Source organism: Acidovorax sp. GW835-FHT14G06 (assembly GCF_058793595.1).
Window position 1 is genome coordinate 281,617 of record NZ_JBXAGA010000005.1, and the last position, 16,372, is coordinate 297,988.

General features: G+C 67.0%; 12 protein-coding genes. 10 read left to right on the forward strand and 2 right to left on the reverse strand.

All coding sequences use genetic code 11. The features are described from left to right. Window positions 1-12 precede the first annotated feature (12 nt). The 4 genes from AC1Q64_RS10740 (at window position 13) to AC1Q64_RS10755 (ending at window position 5,926) form a co-directional block, all read left to right on the forward strand. A complete protein-coding gene (locus tag AC1Q64_RS10740) occupies window positions 13-2,076 on the forward strand; it encodes a putative bifunctional diguanylate cyclase/phosphodiesterase (RefSeq protein WP_492251317.1) in 2,064 nt (687 codons plus the stop codon). Window positions 2,077-2,231: 155 nt separating this feature from the next. After that, a complete protein-coding gene (locus AC1Q64_RS10745) occupies window positions 2,232-3,713 on the forward strand; it encodes an AMP nucleosidase (RefSeq protein ID WP_291438232.1) in 1,482 nt (493 codons plus the stop codon). A gap of 24 nt (window positions 3,714-3,737) precedes the next feature. Beyond that, window positions 3,738-4,874 carry a GGDEF domain-containing protein gene (locus tag AC1Q64_RS10750; RefSeq protein WP_291438233.1) on the forward strand — a complete coding sequence of 379 codons (1,137 nt, stop codon included), beginning with the start codon at window positions 3,738-3,740 and terminating at the stop codon, window positions 4,872-4,874. Between the two features lie 116 nt (window positions 4,875-4,990). After that, entirely contained in the window at window positions 4,991-5,926 is a 936-nt protein-coding gene (locus AC1Q64_RS10755; protein ID WP_291438234.1) for an ATP-binding cassette domain-containing protein, read from the forward strand. Here the strand turns inward: AC1Q64_RS10755 and AC1Q64_RS10760 are convergent. Beyond that, entirely contained in the window at window positions 5,901-8,312 is a 2,412-nt protein-coding gene (locus AC1Q64_RS10760; protein ID WP_492251318.1) for a putative bifunctional diguanylate cyclase/phosphodiesterase, read from the reverse strand. The genes AC1Q64_RS10755 and AC1Q64_RS10760 overlap by 26 nt on opposite strands. A gap of 59 nt (window positions 8,313-8,371) precedes the next feature. Further along, entirely contained in the window at window positions 8,372-9,586 is a 1,215-nt protein-coding gene (purT, locus tag AC1Q64_RS10765) for a formate-dependent phosphoribosylglycinamide formyltransferase (RefSeq protein WP_492251319.1), read from the reverse strand. Between the two features lie 86 nt (window positions 9,587-9,672). On the opposite strand from purT, the gene AC1Q64_RS10770 reads away from it, so the two are divergent. From AC1Q64_RS10770 to AC1Q64_RS10795, 6 genes are all read left to right on the forward strand, one after another. Continuing rightward, window positions 9,673-11,295 carry a sigma-54 interaction domain-containing protein gene (locus AC1Q64_RS10770; RefSeq protein WP_492251320.1) on the forward strand — a complete coding sequence of 541 codons (1,623 nt, stop codon included), beginning with the start codon at window positions 9,673-9,675 and terminating at the stop codon, window positions 11,293-11,295. Between the two features lie 233 nt (window positions 11,296-11,528). After that, complete coding sequence (locus AC1Q64_RS10775; protein WP_492251321.1) at window positions 11,529-12,440, forward strand: sulfurtransferase; 912 nt, start codon at window positions 11,529-11,531, stop codon at window positions 12,438-12,440. 89 nt (window positions 12,441-12,529) lie between these two features. Continuing rightward, the gene (locus AC1Q64_RS10780) at window positions 12,530-13,099 is read left to right on the forward strand and encodes an OsmC family protein (RefSeq protein WP_008905298.1); all 570 of its coding nucleotides are present in this window, start codon (window positions 12,530-12,532) and stop codon (window positions 13,097-13,099) included. Between the two features lie 43 nt (window positions 13,100-13,142). Further along, a complete protein-coding gene (locus tag AC1Q64_RS10785) occupies window positions 13,143-14,300 on the forward strand; it encodes an acyl-CoA dehydrogenase family protein (RefSeq protein ID WP_492251322.1) in 1,158 nt (385 codons plus the stop codon). After that, window positions 14,297-15,619: an FAD-dependent oxidoreductase gene (locus AC1Q64_RS10790; protein ID WP_492251323.1), complete on the forward strand. Its 1,323-nt coding sequence runs from the start codon at window positions 14,297-14,299 to the stop codon at window positions 15,617-15,619. The genes AC1Q64_RS10785 and AC1Q64_RS10790 overlap by 4 nt, the downstream gene beginning before the upstream one ends. Before the next feature lie 152 nt (window positions 15,620-15,771). Continuing rightward, entirely contained in the window at window positions 15,772-16,350 is a 579-nt protein-coding gene (locus tag AC1Q64_RS10795) for a DUF3455 domain-containing protein (RefSeq protein ID WP_492251324.1), read from the forward strand. Window positions 16,351-16,372: the final 22 nt, after the last annotated feature.

A 16,372-nucleotide genomic window follows, 5' to 3' on the forward strand; every position in this document is an offset into this window, starting at 1 on the left:
CCGCGCCTGCCCATGCAAGACCCCCACAACGCAGCCCCCGCCCCTGGCCCCAGCGGCTCCAGCGACGCCTTGCTGCGCCTGATCGCCGACTCGGTACCGGCCTTGATGGCCTACTACGACGTCCCTGATCTGCGTTGCCGGTTTGCCAACCAGGGCTACGCGGCCTACAACGGCCACACCACCGAATCCATCCTGGGCCTGACGGTCCAGCAAGCGATTGGCGACAAGGCATGGCAGGCCATCGAACCCCACGTGCAGCAGTCTCTGCTCGGCGAACATGTGAAGTACACACGCGAGCAGACTTTGCCCAATGGCGAGGCGCGCATGATCGAAGTCAATTTGATCCCGCACTTTGGCGGCGATCAACGGCAAATGGGCTCCTTTGTCCTGATCACAGACATCACCGAACGCTGGCGTGCCGAACGCACGGTACGCCAAAGTGAAGAGCGCATGCGCAAGTTCACCGAGGCCACGGACGAGGCCATCGTTTTCCACCGCGATGGCATCATCACCGACGGCAATGAGGCGCTGTACCGCCTGACGGGATTTGCGCTGCACGAGGTGCTGGGCCTGTCGATCTTCAACTTCATCAGCCCTGAATGGCGCGCCACCGCGCTCGAATACACCCGCAGCGGGCGTGAGGACCCCTACGAGGTGACGATCCGCCACAAGGACGGCCATGCCATCCCCGTCGAGGTCGTCGGCAAGACCATGCCCCTGCACCACGCGGACTACCGCATCGTGGTGGTGCGCGACATCACGGCCCGCAAGCAGGCGCAGGAGCGCGAGGCCTTCATTGCACTGCACGACCCCCTCACGCAATTGCCCAACCGGCACTTCCTGATGGAGCAGCTGTCGCAGGTGCTGTCGCTGGCGCGCAGGCGGCATGGCCGTGTGGCGGTGCTGTTCATGAACCTGGACCATTTCAAGACCGTGAACGACTCGCTCGGCCACCATGCGGGCGACCAGCTGCTGTGCAACGTCGCCGAGCGACTGCGCCAGGGCGTGCGCGATGCCGACGTGGTCGCGCGCATCGGCGGTGATGAGTTTGTGGTGGTGCTGACCGACGTGCAGACGCCCGATGACGCGGCCATGGTGGCCGACAAGCTGCTGGACTCCATGCACGGCGTGTTCACGGTCGATCAACTGCCGCTCACCATCTCCCCGTCCATCGGCATCAGCCTGTACCCGGACCACGGCGGCAGCGCCGACATGCTGCTGCGCTGCGCCGACGCGGCCATGCAGCACGCCAAGGACAGCGGGCGCGGCAACCGCCAGTTCTACGCCACCAGCATGGAGGCCAGCGCCCTTGATGTGCTGCACCAGGAGCGCCTGCTGCGCGACGCCATCGCCCGCAACCACTTTGTGCTGCATTTCCAGCCGCAAATTTGCCTGGCCGACGGCAGGCTGCAGGGCCTGGAAGCGCTGGTGCGCTGGCGCCACCCCGAGCGTGGACTGGTGGGGCCTGATGAGTTCATCACGTTTGCGGAGTCACGCGGTCTCATCACCCCCATTGGCCGCTGGGTAATGCACGAGGCTTGCCGACAACTCAAGGCCTGGCAGGACCAGGGCCTGGCCAGGGTGCCCGTGGCGGTCAACCTCTCGGCCCTTGAATTCCGCCAGCGCGACGTGGCCGCCGACATTTCTGCCGTCCTCCAGGAAACAGGGCTGGCACCGCAATATCTGGAGATCGAACTGACCGAGTCCGTGCTCATGCACCAGACCGGCCAGACCTTGAACACCCTGCACGCCGTCAAGGCCTTGGGCGTCGGCATCTCCATCGATGACTTTGGCACCGGGTACTCGTCCCTGGCCTATCTGAAGCGCTACCCCATCGACAAGCTCAAGATCGACCGGTCATTTGTCACCGACACCCCCGGCAACGCCGATGACGTCGCCATCGTCACCGCCATCATCCAGATGGCCCGCAGCCTGCAGCTCAAGACCGTGGCAGAGGGAGTGGAAACGCAGGGGCAGATCGCATTGCTCAAGGAGCTGGGGTGCGATGTGATCCAGGGGTTTGTGGTGTCGGTACCCATGGATGCCCAGGCCACCGGCAACTGGCTGCAACGCTAGGGAACCTCTGCACACATCACCGCTCGGTGTGCACCAGCGGACTCGGGCGGTCTGCGGTGCACACTTGGCCCGCTCGGTTCGTACGGAGCATCTCTCGCCGCAGTGGCAGTGGCATGTTGTCATGCCAACCACTCCGGCTTGTGGACAATAGGGGCATGCCCCTTATCCCCGACTTCATCGCCCCCACCCGCCACACCGACCCAGCCGATGCACTGGCCCAGGTGCAGCGCATCTATCAGCAACAAATCGGACACCTGCGCGACGCCATGCAGCGTTTTGTGGCGGGTGAGACGCCAGAGGGCCCGGTGCGCGCTTTCTACCCGTTTGTGCGGGTGCACACCACCACCGTGGCGCGGGCCGACACCAAGCTGGCCTATGGGTTTGTGGAAGGCCCCGGGCGCTATGAGACCACCCTGACGCGGCCCGACCTGTTTGCCAACTACTACGCCGAGCAGTTCCGCCTGCTGCGCGCCAGCCACAACGTGGAGCTGGAAGTGGGCACCAGCACCCACCCGATTCCCATCCATTTCTCGTTTGCAGAGCACGACCACATTGAAGGCACTTTGACCCAGGACCGGCGCATGCTGATGCGCGACGTGTTCGACCTGCCCGACCTGGCCGCCATGGACGACGGTATTGCCAACGGCACCTGGCAGGCAGCACCGGGCGAGGCCCAGCCGCTGTCGCTGTTCACCGCGCCGCGCGTGGACTATTCGCTGCACCGCCTGCGCCACTACACGGGCACAGCGCCCGAATGGTTCCAGAACTTTGTGCTGTTCACCAATTACCAGTTCTACATCGACGAGTTCGTGCGCCTGGGCCATGCCGAGATGGCCAAGCCCGACAGCGAATACATCGCCTTCATCGAACCCGGCAACGTGGTCACACGCCGAGCGGGCCTGAGCGCCGAGGCAGGCGACGACCTGGGCGCCGCTCCACCCCGCCTGCCGCAGATGCCCGCCTACCACCTGGTGCGCAAGGACGCGAGCGGCATCACCATGGTCAACATCGGCGTGGGCCCGGCCAACGCCAAGACCATCACCGACCACATCGCCGTGCTGCGCCCGCACGCCTGGATGATGCTGGGCCACTGCGCCGGCCTGCGCAACAGCCAGCAGCTGGGCGACTACGTGCTGGCCCATGCCTATGTGCGCGAAGACCATGTGCTGGACGAAGACCTGCCGCTGTGGGTGCCGATTCCCGCGCTGTCAGAAATTCAGGTCGCGCTGGAGCAGGCCGTGGCCGATGTCACGCAGATGGGCCGTGACGAACTCAAGCGCATCATGCGCACCGGCACCGTGGCCAGCACCGACAACCGCAACTGGGAGCTGCTGCCCGACAACACGCCACAGCGCCGCTTCAGCCAGAGCCGCGCCGTGGCGCTGGACATGGAAAGCGCCACCATCGCCGCCAACGGCTTCCGCTTTCGCGTGCCCTATGGCACTCTGCTGTGCGTGAGCGACAAGCCCCTGCACGGCGAAATCAAGCTGCCCGGCATGGCCAACCACTTCTACCGCGAGCGGGTGGACCAGCATCTGCGCATCGGCATGCGCGCCATCGAGATCCTGCGCAACGGTGGTGTTGACCGCCTGCACAGCCGCAAGCTGCGCAGCTTTGCCGAGGTCGCTTTTCAGTAAACGACAGGCCCGGGGCCGCTGCGCATGCCGCTGGACTTCCTCACGCTGATGACGGTCATGGCGGCCAACCTGTTCATGATCTCGGCTGCGCTGCCGCTGATCATGGGCCGGGACGTGAGTCGCGCCGCCCGCCACGTCCAAGCCAGCATGCTGCTGCAGGCGGTGGCCTGGGCGGCCATCATTACCTCATCCACCCTGTGGGACCAGGCCCTCTCCACCCTGTCGATTGCCTGCAACGCGGCTGCACAGTGGATGCTGTACAGGGCGCTGGAAGAATGGCTGGGCCCCCGCCCCTTGCGCCGCCTGCTGCTGGTGCTGGTGATAGCCGCCCCGCTGGGCTACACCCTGGGCTTTGGCCACTACGCCTGGCGCGTGGGCTGGGCCAACTTTTTGTTGGCCGCCATCCTGTGCATCGTTGCGCGCGCCACCCTGGCGCCCGTGGTCGAGGCCAACCTGCGCTGGCGCAGCCTGCTGCTCGGCTGCCTGCTGACGTCGGCCGCTTTCACACTGGCGCGGGGCATGCTCGGCGCCTTCACCGACCAGTACCCCAGCTTTCGCACACCCCACCCTGTCAACCTAGCAGCGGCTGTGGCCACCAACGTGAGCCTGGTGCTCGGCACCGTGGCCTTGCTGGTGGCTTGGCGGTCGGAGACCGAGCACAAGCTGCGCACGCTCGCCATGACGGACGGCCTGACCAGTGTGCTCAACCGGCGCGGCTTCACCACCCAAGGCAGCAGCTTGCTGGCACACGCAGCACGCCACCAGTTGCCCATGACGGCACTGATGCTGGACCTGGACCACTTCAAGCAGATCAACGACACCCACGGCCACGAGGCGGGGGACCGAGCGCTGCGACTGTTTGCCCGGCTGCTGGGTGACACCTGCCGCAGCGGCGATCTGGTCGGGCGCCTGGGTGGTGAGGAGTTTGGTGTACTGCTGCTGCACAACAGCGCGCCCGCCGGGCTCGCACTGGACCGGCGGCTGCGCAAACGCCTGCACGCTGCCAGCGTGGCAGAGCTGGGCTTTGCGCTGGACTACAGCGCCGGGATGGCAGTCCTGCAGCCGGGCGAAGCTGGTCTGGCGGAACTGATGGCACGTGCCGACGGCGCCCTCTATGCAGCCAAAACGGGAGGCCGTGGGCGGCTGGTCGCAGAGGAGTGATCTGCGGGGTCCTGTTTTGATAGCAGCCAGTGCAATATCTACTTGCGCCTGCGGCAGATCCTGGCAAAAACGACCGCACAAACATCTACAAGGCTCTCGTCGCACACAATCCCCCCATGACTGCACTCTTTGAAGTTCTGCACTTGCGCAAGCGCTACGGCGAGACCACAGTGGTGGACGATGTGTCCTTTGCCATTGCCCCCGGCGAATGCCTGGGCGTCATTGGCCCCAACGGTGCGGGCAAGACCACCACCATCCGCATGTGCCTGGGCCTGGCGTCGCCAGACGGAGGGGAAGTACTTTTCACTCCCGAGCCTAGCACCGCCCCTCTGCACATGCCAAGCGATGCACTGGCCATCAAGGCGCAGCTGGGTGTGGTCACGCAGTTCGACACGCTGGACCCGGACTTCACCTGCGCCGAAAACCTGCGCGTTTTCGGCCGCTACTTCGGCCTCAAGGGCCCAGTCATGGACGAGCGTGTACCCCAGTTGCTGGAGTTTGCAGCCCTCACCCACAAGGCCCATGCCAAGCCGGGCGAACTGTCGGGCGGCATGAAGCGGCGCCTGTCACTGGCGCGGGCCCTGGTCAACAACCCGCGCCTGCTGCTGCTGGACGAGCCCACCACGGGCCTGGACCCGCAGGCGCGCCACCTGATGTGGGAGCGGCTGCAACTGCTGCTGCAGCAAGGCAAGTCGATCTTGCTGACCACGCACTTCATGGACGAGGCCGAGCGCCTGTGCTCGCGCCTGCTGGTGCTGGACCACGGCCGCAAGATTGCGGAAGGACGCCCGCGCGAACTGATCGCCCAGCACCTGGAGCCCGATGTGGTGGAGGTGTTCGGCGTGGGGGCCGTACAAATGGCCGAAGACGCCGCGCTGCGTGCCCTGGCCGCGCGCGTGGAGATCAGCGGCGAGACCGTGTTTTTCTATACGCAGAACGCGCAGCCGCTGCTGCAGGCCCTGGCCGCACACGGCCACCTGCGCACGCTGCACCGGCCAGCCAATCTGGAGGATTTGTTCCTCAAACTCACGGGGCGGCAGATTCGGGAGTGAGGCCCGCAGGGTGGCCTGCCAGCCGCCCCGCCCACCAGCCTTCGAGGGCTTGCGGTGCACAAGGCTCCGAGAACAGATAGCCCTGCAGTTCGTCGCACCCCAACCGGGTCAGCCACTGGGCCTGGTGCTCGGTTTCTACGCCCTCGGCCACCGTGCGCAAGCCCAACTTTTGCGCCAGGGCCACGATGGCGTCCACCAGCACTTCGCCCCGGTCATTGCTCCCCAGATCGTTGACGAACGACCGATCGATCTTGAGCTTGCGCACCGGAAACCGCTTGAGTTGGCTCAGCGACGAATAACCGGTGCCGAAGTCGTCAATGACCAATTGAACGCCCAGAGCGGTGAGGCGCTGCATGGTCTGCAGGGCCTCCTCCACGGGCTCCATGATCGAGCTTTCAGTGATCTCCAGTTGCAGCAGCTGGGGCGGGCACCCGGTGCTTTGCAAGGCGCGGGCCACCACCTGGTCCAGCTCGGGCTCCTGAAACTGGCGGGCCGAAAGGTTCACCGCCACCGGGATCTCCCCCCACCCGGCATCCAGCCACCGGCGTACCTGGGCACAGGCCTCGTTCAGCACCCATTCGCCCAGGGGCACGATCAGCCCCGTTTCTTCCGCAATGGCGATGAACTGCAGCGGAGACACCAGCCCACGCTCCGGGTCCGCCCACCGCACCAGCGCCTCCACCGAAGACACCCGGCCCGTCCGCGCATCCATGATGGGCTGATAGTGCAGGCGCAGCCCGTCGTGCTCAATGGCATGGCGCAGGCCCGCCTCCACCCGCAGGCGCTCCGTCAACACATGCGTCATGTGCGGGCTGAAGAAAGCCAGCCGGTTCCCACCCAGGTCCTTGGCGTCATACATGGCCACATCCGCATTGCGCAGCAGGAGATCCCCGGAGTCCCCATCCTGCGGGAAGATGGCAATGCCCAGGCTGGTGCCCAGCAACCAGCTGGATGTGCCGGTCTCCACAGGCAGGGTCAGCGCCCGCAGAATGCGCCGCGCCATGGGCTCCACCAAGGCCGGATCCGGCAGGTCGGGCAGCACCACCACAAACTCATCCCCTCCCGGCCGGGCCACCACATCGCCAGGGCGTACACAGCCCTGCAACCGGGCCGCCACATCCTTGAGCAATGCATCGCCCCGGGCGTGGCCCAGGCTGTCGTTCACCCCCTTGAACCGGTCCAGGTCCATGGCCAGCACGGCCACGCAGTGGCCCTGCCCCCGCGCCCGATCCAACGCCGCGTCCAGCCGCTCCGTGAGGCTGTAGCGGTTGGCCAGGTCGGTCAGGGGGTCCCGCCGCGCCTGGCGCTCCAGCGTCTCCGTGTGTTGCGCGATGGAATGCTGCTGGCGCTGCAGCGACTCCGCCATGCGGTCCAGTGCCTGGGCCACCTGCCCCAGCTCTCCCGGGGGATAGGGCGCGCCAATGGGTTCGGCGTAGTTGCCAGCATCCATGCGGCCAATGGCGCGGATGACGCGCACGGCATGGCGGCGCACCGCAAACTCCACCAGCAGAAAAGCAGCTACGAACACAATGGCCGCCAGCGCCAGCAACCCCAGCAGCGCGCGCCGGAACTGCCGCTCCACCGGGCCACGCAAGTCGTCCTCGGGCACGGCCAGGGCCAGGCGCAGGTCGGAGCCCTGTGAGCGCGGCAACTGGGCGCGCACCCAGACGCGACGCACGCCATCGCCCCCCTCCATCACGACATGCCCGTCGGCCGCCTGCAGCATGAAAGTGCGTTCGACGCCCCCCAGGGTCAGCGACGCTACCTCTGGCCGGCGGAAGTCCATGACCACCGACCCATCGGCATTCCATACCTGCAGGTGCATGCGCTCATAGCGCTGTGCCTGCACCATGGCTTGCCCGTAGTCCTGCATGTCGAGCGAGGCCAGCAGGATGAAGCGCAACGCTCCGCCCGCATCGCGCACCGGATACGCCACCTGCAGTACCCCCTTGCCCGTCAGGCGGCCTATGGCCGCCTCCACCACCGGCCCGGAGGCCGTCAGCGCGCGCTGAAAGTAACTGCGGTCGCGAAGGTCCAATGTGCGGCCACTGCGCAGCGAATCGCAGAACAGGGAGCCATCGGGCTGAATGGTGAGGATGCCGGTGTATTGGGGATGCTCCTTGAGGACATCTGCGAGGAAATCAGAGCAGGCTGCCTTGTCGCCCGCTGCCAGCAGGGGTACGCGCCCAAGACCAAACAGGAGTTGCCCGGTGCCAGCGATCTTGTCGTCCAGGTCGCTCGCAATCAAGCCTGCCCGGGCCACCAACCGGTCACGCGCCTGGCTAGTGGTGGCCGACCGGAACTCCAGCAGCAGCCACACAAGGGCTGGCACAGGCAACAGGGAGGCTGCCAGCACCAGCCACAGGATCCGCGCACTCAGGCTCACAGGGGTTCTCCTTCAGAAGCGCCGACGCACCGGCCCGCCGCTGCTGCGGCCACAGGCCATCAGGCCACGCGGGGCCTGACCTTGCTCGCCGCCAGCTTGGCGTTCGCACGCGCCGTGTCCACATTCTCAGCCCGCGCCAGCGCCACGCCCATGCGGCGCTTTACAAAACTCTCGGGCTTGCCGAACAGGCGCAGGTCGGTGCCAGGCACGCGCAGGGCTTCTTCCACGCCGTCGAACACGATGCCCTGGGCTTCCACACCGCCATAAATCACCGCGCTGGCGCCGGGGTTGCGCAGGCTGGTGTCTACCGGCAGGCCCAGGATGGCGCGTGCGTGCAATTCAAACTCACTCTGGTGCTGGGTGCACAGCGTGACCAGGCCGGTGTCATGCGGGCGGGGGCTCACTTCGCTGAACCAGACGTTCTCGCCTTTCACAAACAGTTCTACGCCAAACAGGCCCTGGCCGCCCAGGTTGTCGGTCACGGCCTTGGCGATCTGGCGCGACTTTTCGAGCGCAGCGGGGTGCATGGGGTGGGGCTGCCAGCTTTCCACATAGTCGCCGCTCACCTGCACATGGCCGATGGGGTCACAGAAGCTGGTGGCGATCTGGCCGTCTGCGCCCACGGAGCGCACGGTGAGCTGGGTGATCTCGTAATCGAAGTCGATGAAGCCCTCGACGATGACGCGGCCGTGGCTCACGCGGCCGCCGGCCATGGCGTAGTCCCAGGCTTTTTGCACGTCGGCCGGGCCGTCGATTTTGCTCTGGCCCTTGCCGGAGCTGCTCATCACGGGCTTGACGATGCAGGGGTAGCCCACCCCTTTCCCGTTCTCGCCGTCAATCGCGGCCTGCAACTCTTCGAGCGAGTTGCAGAACTTGTACGGGCTGGTGGGCAGACCCAGGGTTTCGGCCGCCAGCACGCGGATGCCTTCGCGGTCCATGGTCAGGCGCGCGGCGCGGGCGGTGGGGATCACGCGCACGATGCCTGCGGCTTCCAGCTCTTCGAGCATGGGGGTGGCGATGGCTTCGATCTCTGGCACCACCAGGTGGGGCCGTTCGGCTTCGATCAGCGCCTTCAGCTGGGCTGGGTCGCTCATGGTGATGGTGCGCGCGTGGTGGGCCACTTGCTGGCCGGGCGCGTTCTCATAGCGGTCCACAGCGATGGTTTCGACGCCCAGGCGCTGCAGCGCGATCAGCACTTCCTTGCCCAGCTCGCCCGAGCCCAGCAGCATGACTTTGGTGGCATGGGGGGACAGGGGGGTTCCGAGGGTTGTCATGGTGGGGGTGCTTTCGGCAAAGGTCTAAAAGAGGGACTGCGGTGAACTTTAATCCAACCGGGCGCAGAACTTGCAACGCACGAGCCATGCCCCCTCCGCCCCCCGCCCGCGCCCCCACCGACTGGCACGCCCAGGAGCTGCTGCTGATGCGCGAGGTAATGCGCCTCATTGGCCGCAGCCTGGCGCCCGGCCTGGTGCTGCGCGAGATGCTGCACCTGATGAGCGAGCTGCTGGGCCTGAACCGGGGGCGCATCGTGCTGGTGGACGACGCTCCCTCCTCCACAGCCGGCGCGCCCCGCACCGCCTCCATCCAGCATGCGTACGGCCTCACCCAGGCCGAGGTGCAGCGCGGGCAGTACGCCTGGGGCGAGGGCATCACGGGCCGCGTGCTGGCCACGGGGCAGCCTGCCATCGTGCAGGACATTGATGCCGAACCGCTGTTTCTGGCACGCGCGGTGGAGCGCAGCCAGCTGCCGCCCGAGACGGTGGCCTTCATCGCCCTGCCCATCGAGGTCAACAACGCGCCCATCGGCGTGCTGGCCTGCCACCGCATCCGCAGCCGCCAGCGCCATCTGAACGACGACCTGGCCGTGCTGCGTGTGCTGGCTACGCTGGTGGGCCAGCTGTTGCAGCTCGAAGCCCTGGTGGCCGAACAAACGCGCCAGCTGCAGGCGCGCAACACCGTGCTGGCCAACGCCCTCAACACCAAAAGCGCGCGCTACGGGCTCATTGGCAGCTCGCCACCGCTGCTGCAGGCCTTGAGCGAGCTGGAGCGCGTGTCGCAAACCCAGGCCACCGTGCTGCTGCTGGGCCAGTCGGGCACGGGCAAGGAGCTGTTCGCACGCGCCGTGCACCTGGCCAGCGGGCGGCGCGACCGGCCCTTCATCAAGGTCAACTGCTCGGCCATCCCGGACACGCTGTTCGAGTCCGAACTGTTTGGCTACGAAAAAGGCGCGTTCACCGGCGCCAGCACAGCCCGCGCGGGCTGGTTCGAGCAGGCCGACAGCGGCACCATCTTTCTGGACGAGATTGGCGAGCTGCCGCTGGCCCTGCAGTCCAAGCTGCTGCGCACGCTGCAGGAGGGCACGCTGGTACGACTGGGCGGGCAGCGGGAGGTGAAGGTGAACGTGCGCCTGGTGGCGGCCACCCACCGCGACCTGGCGGCCGATGTGGAGGCCGGGCGCTTTCGGCAGGACCTGTACTACCGCCTGCACGTGATTCCGATCCACCTGCCCTCGCTGGCCGAGCGGCGCGAGGACATCCGCGCGCTGGCGCTGCACTTTGTGAGCCGTGCCAACCAGGCGCACCAGCGCAACGTGAACCTCTCGCCCGACGCACTGGCGCGGCTGGAAGAACACCCCTGGCCCGGCAATATCCGCGAGCTGGGCAATGTGATCGAACGCCTGGTGCTGCTGGCCAATGACACGCTGGTGGCGCGGGCGGAGCTGGACCGGTTTCTGCCGGCTGCGTCCGTGCCTGTGCCTTCGCCTCCCACACCACCACCCCCAGCCGCCATCGGGGCAGCAGCGCGCCCTGCCACTGCCCAGCCGCCGCTGGTGCGTGACTACGCGCCCGCTCAGTCTCACAGCGTGTTGGTGCTACAGGCCGCACTGGCCGAGCACCACGGCAACCAGTCGCGCGCAGCGCAGAGCCTGGGGCTGACGCTGCGGCAGTTCAGCTACCGGCTGCGCAAGGCGGGGCTGAAGTGACGCCAGACACTGTGTCGACAATTTGTAGACACAGTGTCTCGCGCGGTCCGCTCCATCCCGGCTACCAACATGTGGCCGCACCCAAGTACTACTAATTTAATAGCTAGTGGCGCACATTCCACTAGCGCCACCGGCCTATTTGATTCAAATTCTTAAATCATCAACCGCTCTGGCACACCTGTTGCGATAAGGAAGGCAGGCATCCCGCCCACCACCGCATCGAAAGGTTTCCCATGAGCACCGTGACCGCTTCCGCCTCCGACGCCGTCCTCATCTCACCCACCCAGTTGTTGGCCCTGCAAGCCGCAGAGCCTGTGGTGCTGATCGACACCCGCGACGCCGACACCTATGCCCTGGGGCACATCCCTGGCGCGGTGAACCTGCGCGAGACCTTCACCTACCTCGCCACCTCCACGCCCCAGGGCCTGCAGGAGCTGAAAGACACCTTTGCCGCGCACCTGGGCGCCATCGGCCTGTCGGGCGGGGAGACGGCCGTGTTCTATGAAGATGCGCTCAACAGCGGCTACGGCCAGTCGTGCCGGGGCTACTACCTGCTGACCTGGCTGGGCTACCCCAAGGTCAAGGTATTGAATGGCGGCTACTCGGCCTGGAAGGCGGCAGAGCTGCCCGTCTCCACAGAAGCCGTGGTGCCCACGCCCGCCATCTTCCCTACCCAGCTGGCCACCACCGATGTGATGCTCACCAAGGAAGACGTGATCGAGGCCCTGGGCACCGACACCGTGCTGCTGGACGTGCGCGATGTGGACGAGTGGATTGGCGACAGCTCCAGCCCCTATGGCAAGGACTTCGCGCCGCGCAAGGGTCGCCTGCCGGGCGCCAAGTGGCTGGAGTGGTACCGCTTCATGAAGCCGTCGGCGCAGGGCCCGGTGTTCAAGTCGCCCGACGAAGTGCGCGCCGAATGCGCCACGGCGGGCATCAGCCCGGCGGACACGGTGTACCTGTATTGCTTCAAGGGCGCACGCGCGTCCAACACCTTCCTGGCGCTCAAGCAGGCGGGCTTTGCCGATGTGCGCATGTACTTCGGCTCGTGGAACGAATGGTCGCGCGACGACAAGTTGCCGATTGAAAGCGGGCTGCCGCTGGTCAAGTTCCCCAAAAAGCCTGCGCTGGCGCTGGCGGCCTGAGCCCCGTGCGTTGTTGCAGCGGGCGTGGCCCGCTGCGAGCCCTGTCCTTCTTTTTTTTTGCATTCCCTTCTCTTTCTCCAAGGAACACCATGTCCACCGATCTGCTGGAACCCTCTGCCCCCGTCACCACCGTGCACACGCACCTGCGCCCCATCGACCGCGACGGGCTGATGGCCTTTGCCGACAAGGGCCGCAACAACCCTGCCAGCCGGGGCACCAACAAGGTCCATACGGTGATGGAGGGGCAGTACCGCTCGCTGAGCTATGTGGGCAACCATGCGCCGGTGGTGGTGGACGAGCCCCTGCACCTGTTCGGTCAGGACACGGCGCCTGCGCCCGGCGAGATCGTGCTGTCGGGCCTGGGCGGCTGCCTGGCCGTGGGCATCACGGCCGTGGCCACCTGGAAGCAGGTCAAGCTCAGCAAGATCGAGGTGTTCATGGAAGGCGACATCGGTAACCCCGCCGCCTGGGGTGCGGGTGGCGCATTGCAGAAGACGCCGCCGGAGATGGGCTTTCAGGCGATCCGCGTGAAGGTGCTGGTGGAAGGCGACGCGCCGCGCGAGGTGCTGGACGAGATCGTGCAGCACGCCAATTTCTACTCGCCCGTGGCTAACAGCATGCGCAACCCGATCCCGTTCGAGATCAGCCTGGCTGATTGATTCAGCGCCACATCCTGCCCGCCCCGCGCACCCAAGGAGCCCCATGAACCCCGCCGACATCCCCCCCCAACTCCACCTGGACGGCGCCCTGCGGGGCGATGCGCTGTTGGCCGCCGTACGCCACATTGCCCAGGGCCCGCTGGCCGCGCAGGTGGAGGCGATTGACCGCACCGGCTACTACCCCTGCGCCGAGCTGCAGCAGCTGGCCGCCGTGGGTGCGATGAGCGCGCACCTGGACAGCACGGCCGGCCCGGCCGACTACGGCCTGGCCATCCGCGCCATGGCCGAGGCCTCGCGCGTGTGCGGCGCCACGGGCTTCATGATGTGGTGCCAGGCGGTGTGTGGGCTGTACCTGCAGCAGTCGGGCAACCCCGCGCTGGTGGGCGATGTGCTGCAGCGCCACGCCAGCGGCGCAGGCATGGGCGGCACGGCGCTGTCCAACCCCATGAAGAGCTACGCGCAGATCGAAAGCCTGCTGCTCAAGGCCACGCCAGTGGAGGGGGGCTACCTCATCAACGGCACCCTGCCCTGGGTGAGCAACCTGGGGCCCGGCCACTACTGCGGCGCGATTGCTGCGGTGGTGGAGGCGGATGGTGCGGCCAGCCAGCGCGAGGTGATGTTCCTGCTGCGCTGCGACGCACCGGGCGTGGAGATGCGCGAATGCCCCAGCTTCTCGGCCATGGAGGGCACGGGCACCTATGCGCTGCGGCTCAAGGACCATTTCATCGGCACGGCCGACACCATCGCTGACCCTACCCGCCCTTTCATCGCCCGCATCCGCGCGGCGTTCGTGATGCTGCAATGCGGCATGGCGGTGGGCATCACGCAGGGTGCCATCGATTCGATGTGGGCGGTGGAGGCCCAACTGGGCCACGTCAACCAGTTCCTGGAAGACCGTCCCGACGCCCTGCAGGCCGAGCTGGATGCACTGACTGCGCGCGTCATGCAACTGGCCCAGACGCCGTTCGACACAAGCACTGATTTCTTCATCGACGTGCTGGACGCCCGTGCCCATGGCGCGGAGCTGTGCCTGCGCGCCGCCCAGTCGGCCCTGATGCACCAGGGCGCGCGCGGCTACCTCATGAGCTCGGACGTGCAGCGGCGCGTGCGCGAGTCGCACTTTGTGGCCATCGTCACACCCGCCATCAAGCACCTGCGCAAGGAGATCGCCCGGCTCAGCACTGAGGAGATGCCAGCATGACGCCCGCCCTCCCCACCGCCACGCCGTCGGCAGCCACCGCGTTCGCGTTGAGCGCGGCATCACAGGCGCTGTGCGATGCGTTCGCCGACGCGGCCAGCCAGGCGCCCTGGCAAAGCTACATCTGCAACGCCTGCGGCTACGTTTACCACGAGGCAGACGGCGACCCCGATGGCGGCCTGCCGCCGGGCACGCGACTGGCGGACATACCCGAAGACTGGGCCTGCCCGCTGTGCGGGGTGACCAAGGCCGATTTTTCGCAGTACGAAGCCCCCACGCTGGAAGCGCTGAGGGCGCAGGCCAGAGCAGCGCCAGCCGCCTCCCTCCGCGTGCGCGGCGAGCAGGGGGTCGTCATCGTCGGCGCAGGCCGCGCAGGCTGGCAACTGGCCGAAACCGTGCGCCAACACAGCGCCGCGCTGCCCATCACCCTGGTGACGGCCTGCGCGGGCGACCGGTACGACAAGCCTTTGCTGTCGGTGGCCATGGCGCGCCAGCTGGACCCGCTGGCCCTGGTGTCCGAAACCGGTCGCGATGCGGCGCACCGCCTGGGCGTCACCCTGCTGGGCCACACCCATGCCGTGCGCATCTGCGCCGACACCCGCCAACTGCGCACCACGCGGGGCGTGCTGCGCTACGGCCACCTGGTGCTGGCCCACGGTGCGCAGGCCGCCTTGCCGCCGGGGCTGCCCGCCAGCCTGTGCTGGCGCATCAACCATCTGGACGCCTACCAGCGCCTGCGCCAGCACCTGGGTGACCGCCCCAAGGACGTGCTCATCATCGGCGCAGGCCTGGTGGGCAGCGAGCTGGCCAATGACCTGGCATTGGGCGGCCACCGCATCACGCTGCTGGACACGGCCGCCGAACCGCTGGCGCGCTGGCACGACCAGCAGGCGGGGCCGCAGTTGCTCGACGCCTGGAAGGACCTGTCCATCCGCTTTGAGGGCGGCCTGCAGGTGGAGCAGGTGGAACGCGTGGGCTCGTGCTACCGCGTGACCGCCACCAGCGGGCGGCGTTTTGCGGCTGACGAAGTGGTGGTGGCCGCGGGCCTGCTGCCCCCCAACCGGCTGGCGCAGAGCGCGGGTTTGGCCTGGGCCAACGGCATTGCGGTGAACAGCGCCACACTGCAGACCAGCGTGCCCCGCATCCATGCGCTGGGCGACTGCATCAGCATTGACGGGCTGTGCAGCCGCTATATCGAGCCGATTGCCCGGCAGGCGCGCGCGCTGGCGGCCGCCATCCTGGGCCAGCCGGTGTCGCCCTACGAACACCGGGCGGCGGTGGTGCGGGTCAAGACCACCACCCGCCCAATGACCCTGCATTGATCGCGCCCTGGCCCGGGCCGAAGGGAAGCCGGCCCGGCAGCGGGCGAAATATTTTTTGCATCCACTGCATCCAAACGGCGTTTTCGTGGGTAGTACCTACAGCAGCGCATCTTGCTGCTGTCCTATCAACCCATAGACAAGAGAGAAACGCCATGACCTTCCACACGTCCAAGATTTCCCGCCTGCTCCCCCTGACCGGCGCCATCGCCGCCGCCGTGCTGCTGAGCGCCTGCGGCTCGATGATGTCGTCGCCCTCCAAAACCATGTACTCGCAGGACAGCCTGCCCGACAGCATCAAGGTGCCAGCCGGCAACAAGGTGGCGATGGAAACCGTGGGCGTGGGCGAGATCACCTACGAATGCCGCGACAAGGCCAACATGCCGGGCCAGACCGAATGGGTGTTCGTGGGCCCCAAGGCCGTGCTGAATGACCGCAGCGGCAAACAAGTGGGCACCTACTACGGCCCACCGGCCACCTGGGAGTCGAGCGATGGGTCCAAGCTGACAGCCACCCAGCTGGCCGTAGCGCCATCGGGCACGGGCAACCTGCCCTACCAGCTCGTCAAGGCCAACCCCGCCATGGGTTCGGGCGCCATGACCGGCGTGACCTTCATCCAGCGCGTGGCCCTCAAGGGCGGCGTGGCACCCGCTGCCGCCTGCACCACCGCCAACAAGGGCGAGCGCCAGATCGTGAAGTACCAGGCCGACTACATCTTCTGGAAGGCCGCGTAAACCACGCGCACGCAATCCCCTG

What these genes read in the sequence shown, in the direction of transcription:
- AC1Q64_RS10740 (WP_492251317.1), top strand. Translation starts at nt 13, where the DNA reads ATGCAAGACCCCCACAACGCAGCCCCCGCCCCTGGCCCCAGCGGCTCC.
- AC1Q64_RS10745 (WP_291438232.1), top strand. Translation starts at nt 2,232, where the DNA reads ATGCCCCTTATCCCCGACTTCATCGCCCCCACCCGCCACACCGACCCA.
- AC1Q64_RS10750 (WP_291438233.1), top strand. Translation starts at nt 3,738, where the DNA reads ATGCCGCTGGACTTCCTCACGCTGATGACGGTCATGGCGGCCAACCTG.
- AC1Q64_RS10755 (WP_291438234.1), top strand. Translation starts at nt 4,991, where the DNA reads ATGACTGCACTCTTTGAAGTTCTGCACTTGCGCAAGCGCTACGGCGAG.
- purT (WP_492251319.1), bottom strand. Translation starts at nt 9,586, where the DNA reads ATGACAACCCTCGGAACCCCCCTGTCCCCCCATGCCACCAAAGTCATG.
- AC1Q64_RS10770 (WP_492251320.1), top strand. Translation starts at nt 9,673, where the DNA reads ATGCCCCCTCCGCCCCCCGCCCGCGCCCCCACCGACTGGCACGCCCAG.
- AC1Q64_RS10775 (WP_492251321.1), top strand. Translation starts at nt 11,529, where the DNA reads ATGAGCACCGTGACCGCTTCCGCCTCCGACGCCGTCCTCATCTCACCC.
- AC1Q64_RS10780 (WP_008905298.1), top strand. Translation starts at nt 12,530, where the DNA reads ATGTCCACCGATCTGCTGGAACCCTCTGCCCCCGTCACCACCGTGCAC.
- AC1Q64_RS10785 (WP_492251322.1), top strand. Translation starts at nt 13,143, where the DNA reads ATGAACCCCGCCGACATCCCCCCCCAACTCCACCTGGACGGCGCCCTG.
- AC1Q64_RS10790 (WP_492251323.1), top strand. Translation starts at nt 14,297, where the DNA reads ATGACGCCCGCCCTCCCCACCGCCACGCCGTCGGCAGCCACCGCGTTC.
- AC1Q64_RS10795 (WP_492251324.1), top strand. Translation starts at nt 15,772, where the DNA reads ATGACCTTCCACACGTCCAAGATTTCCCGCCTGCTCCCCCTGACCGGC.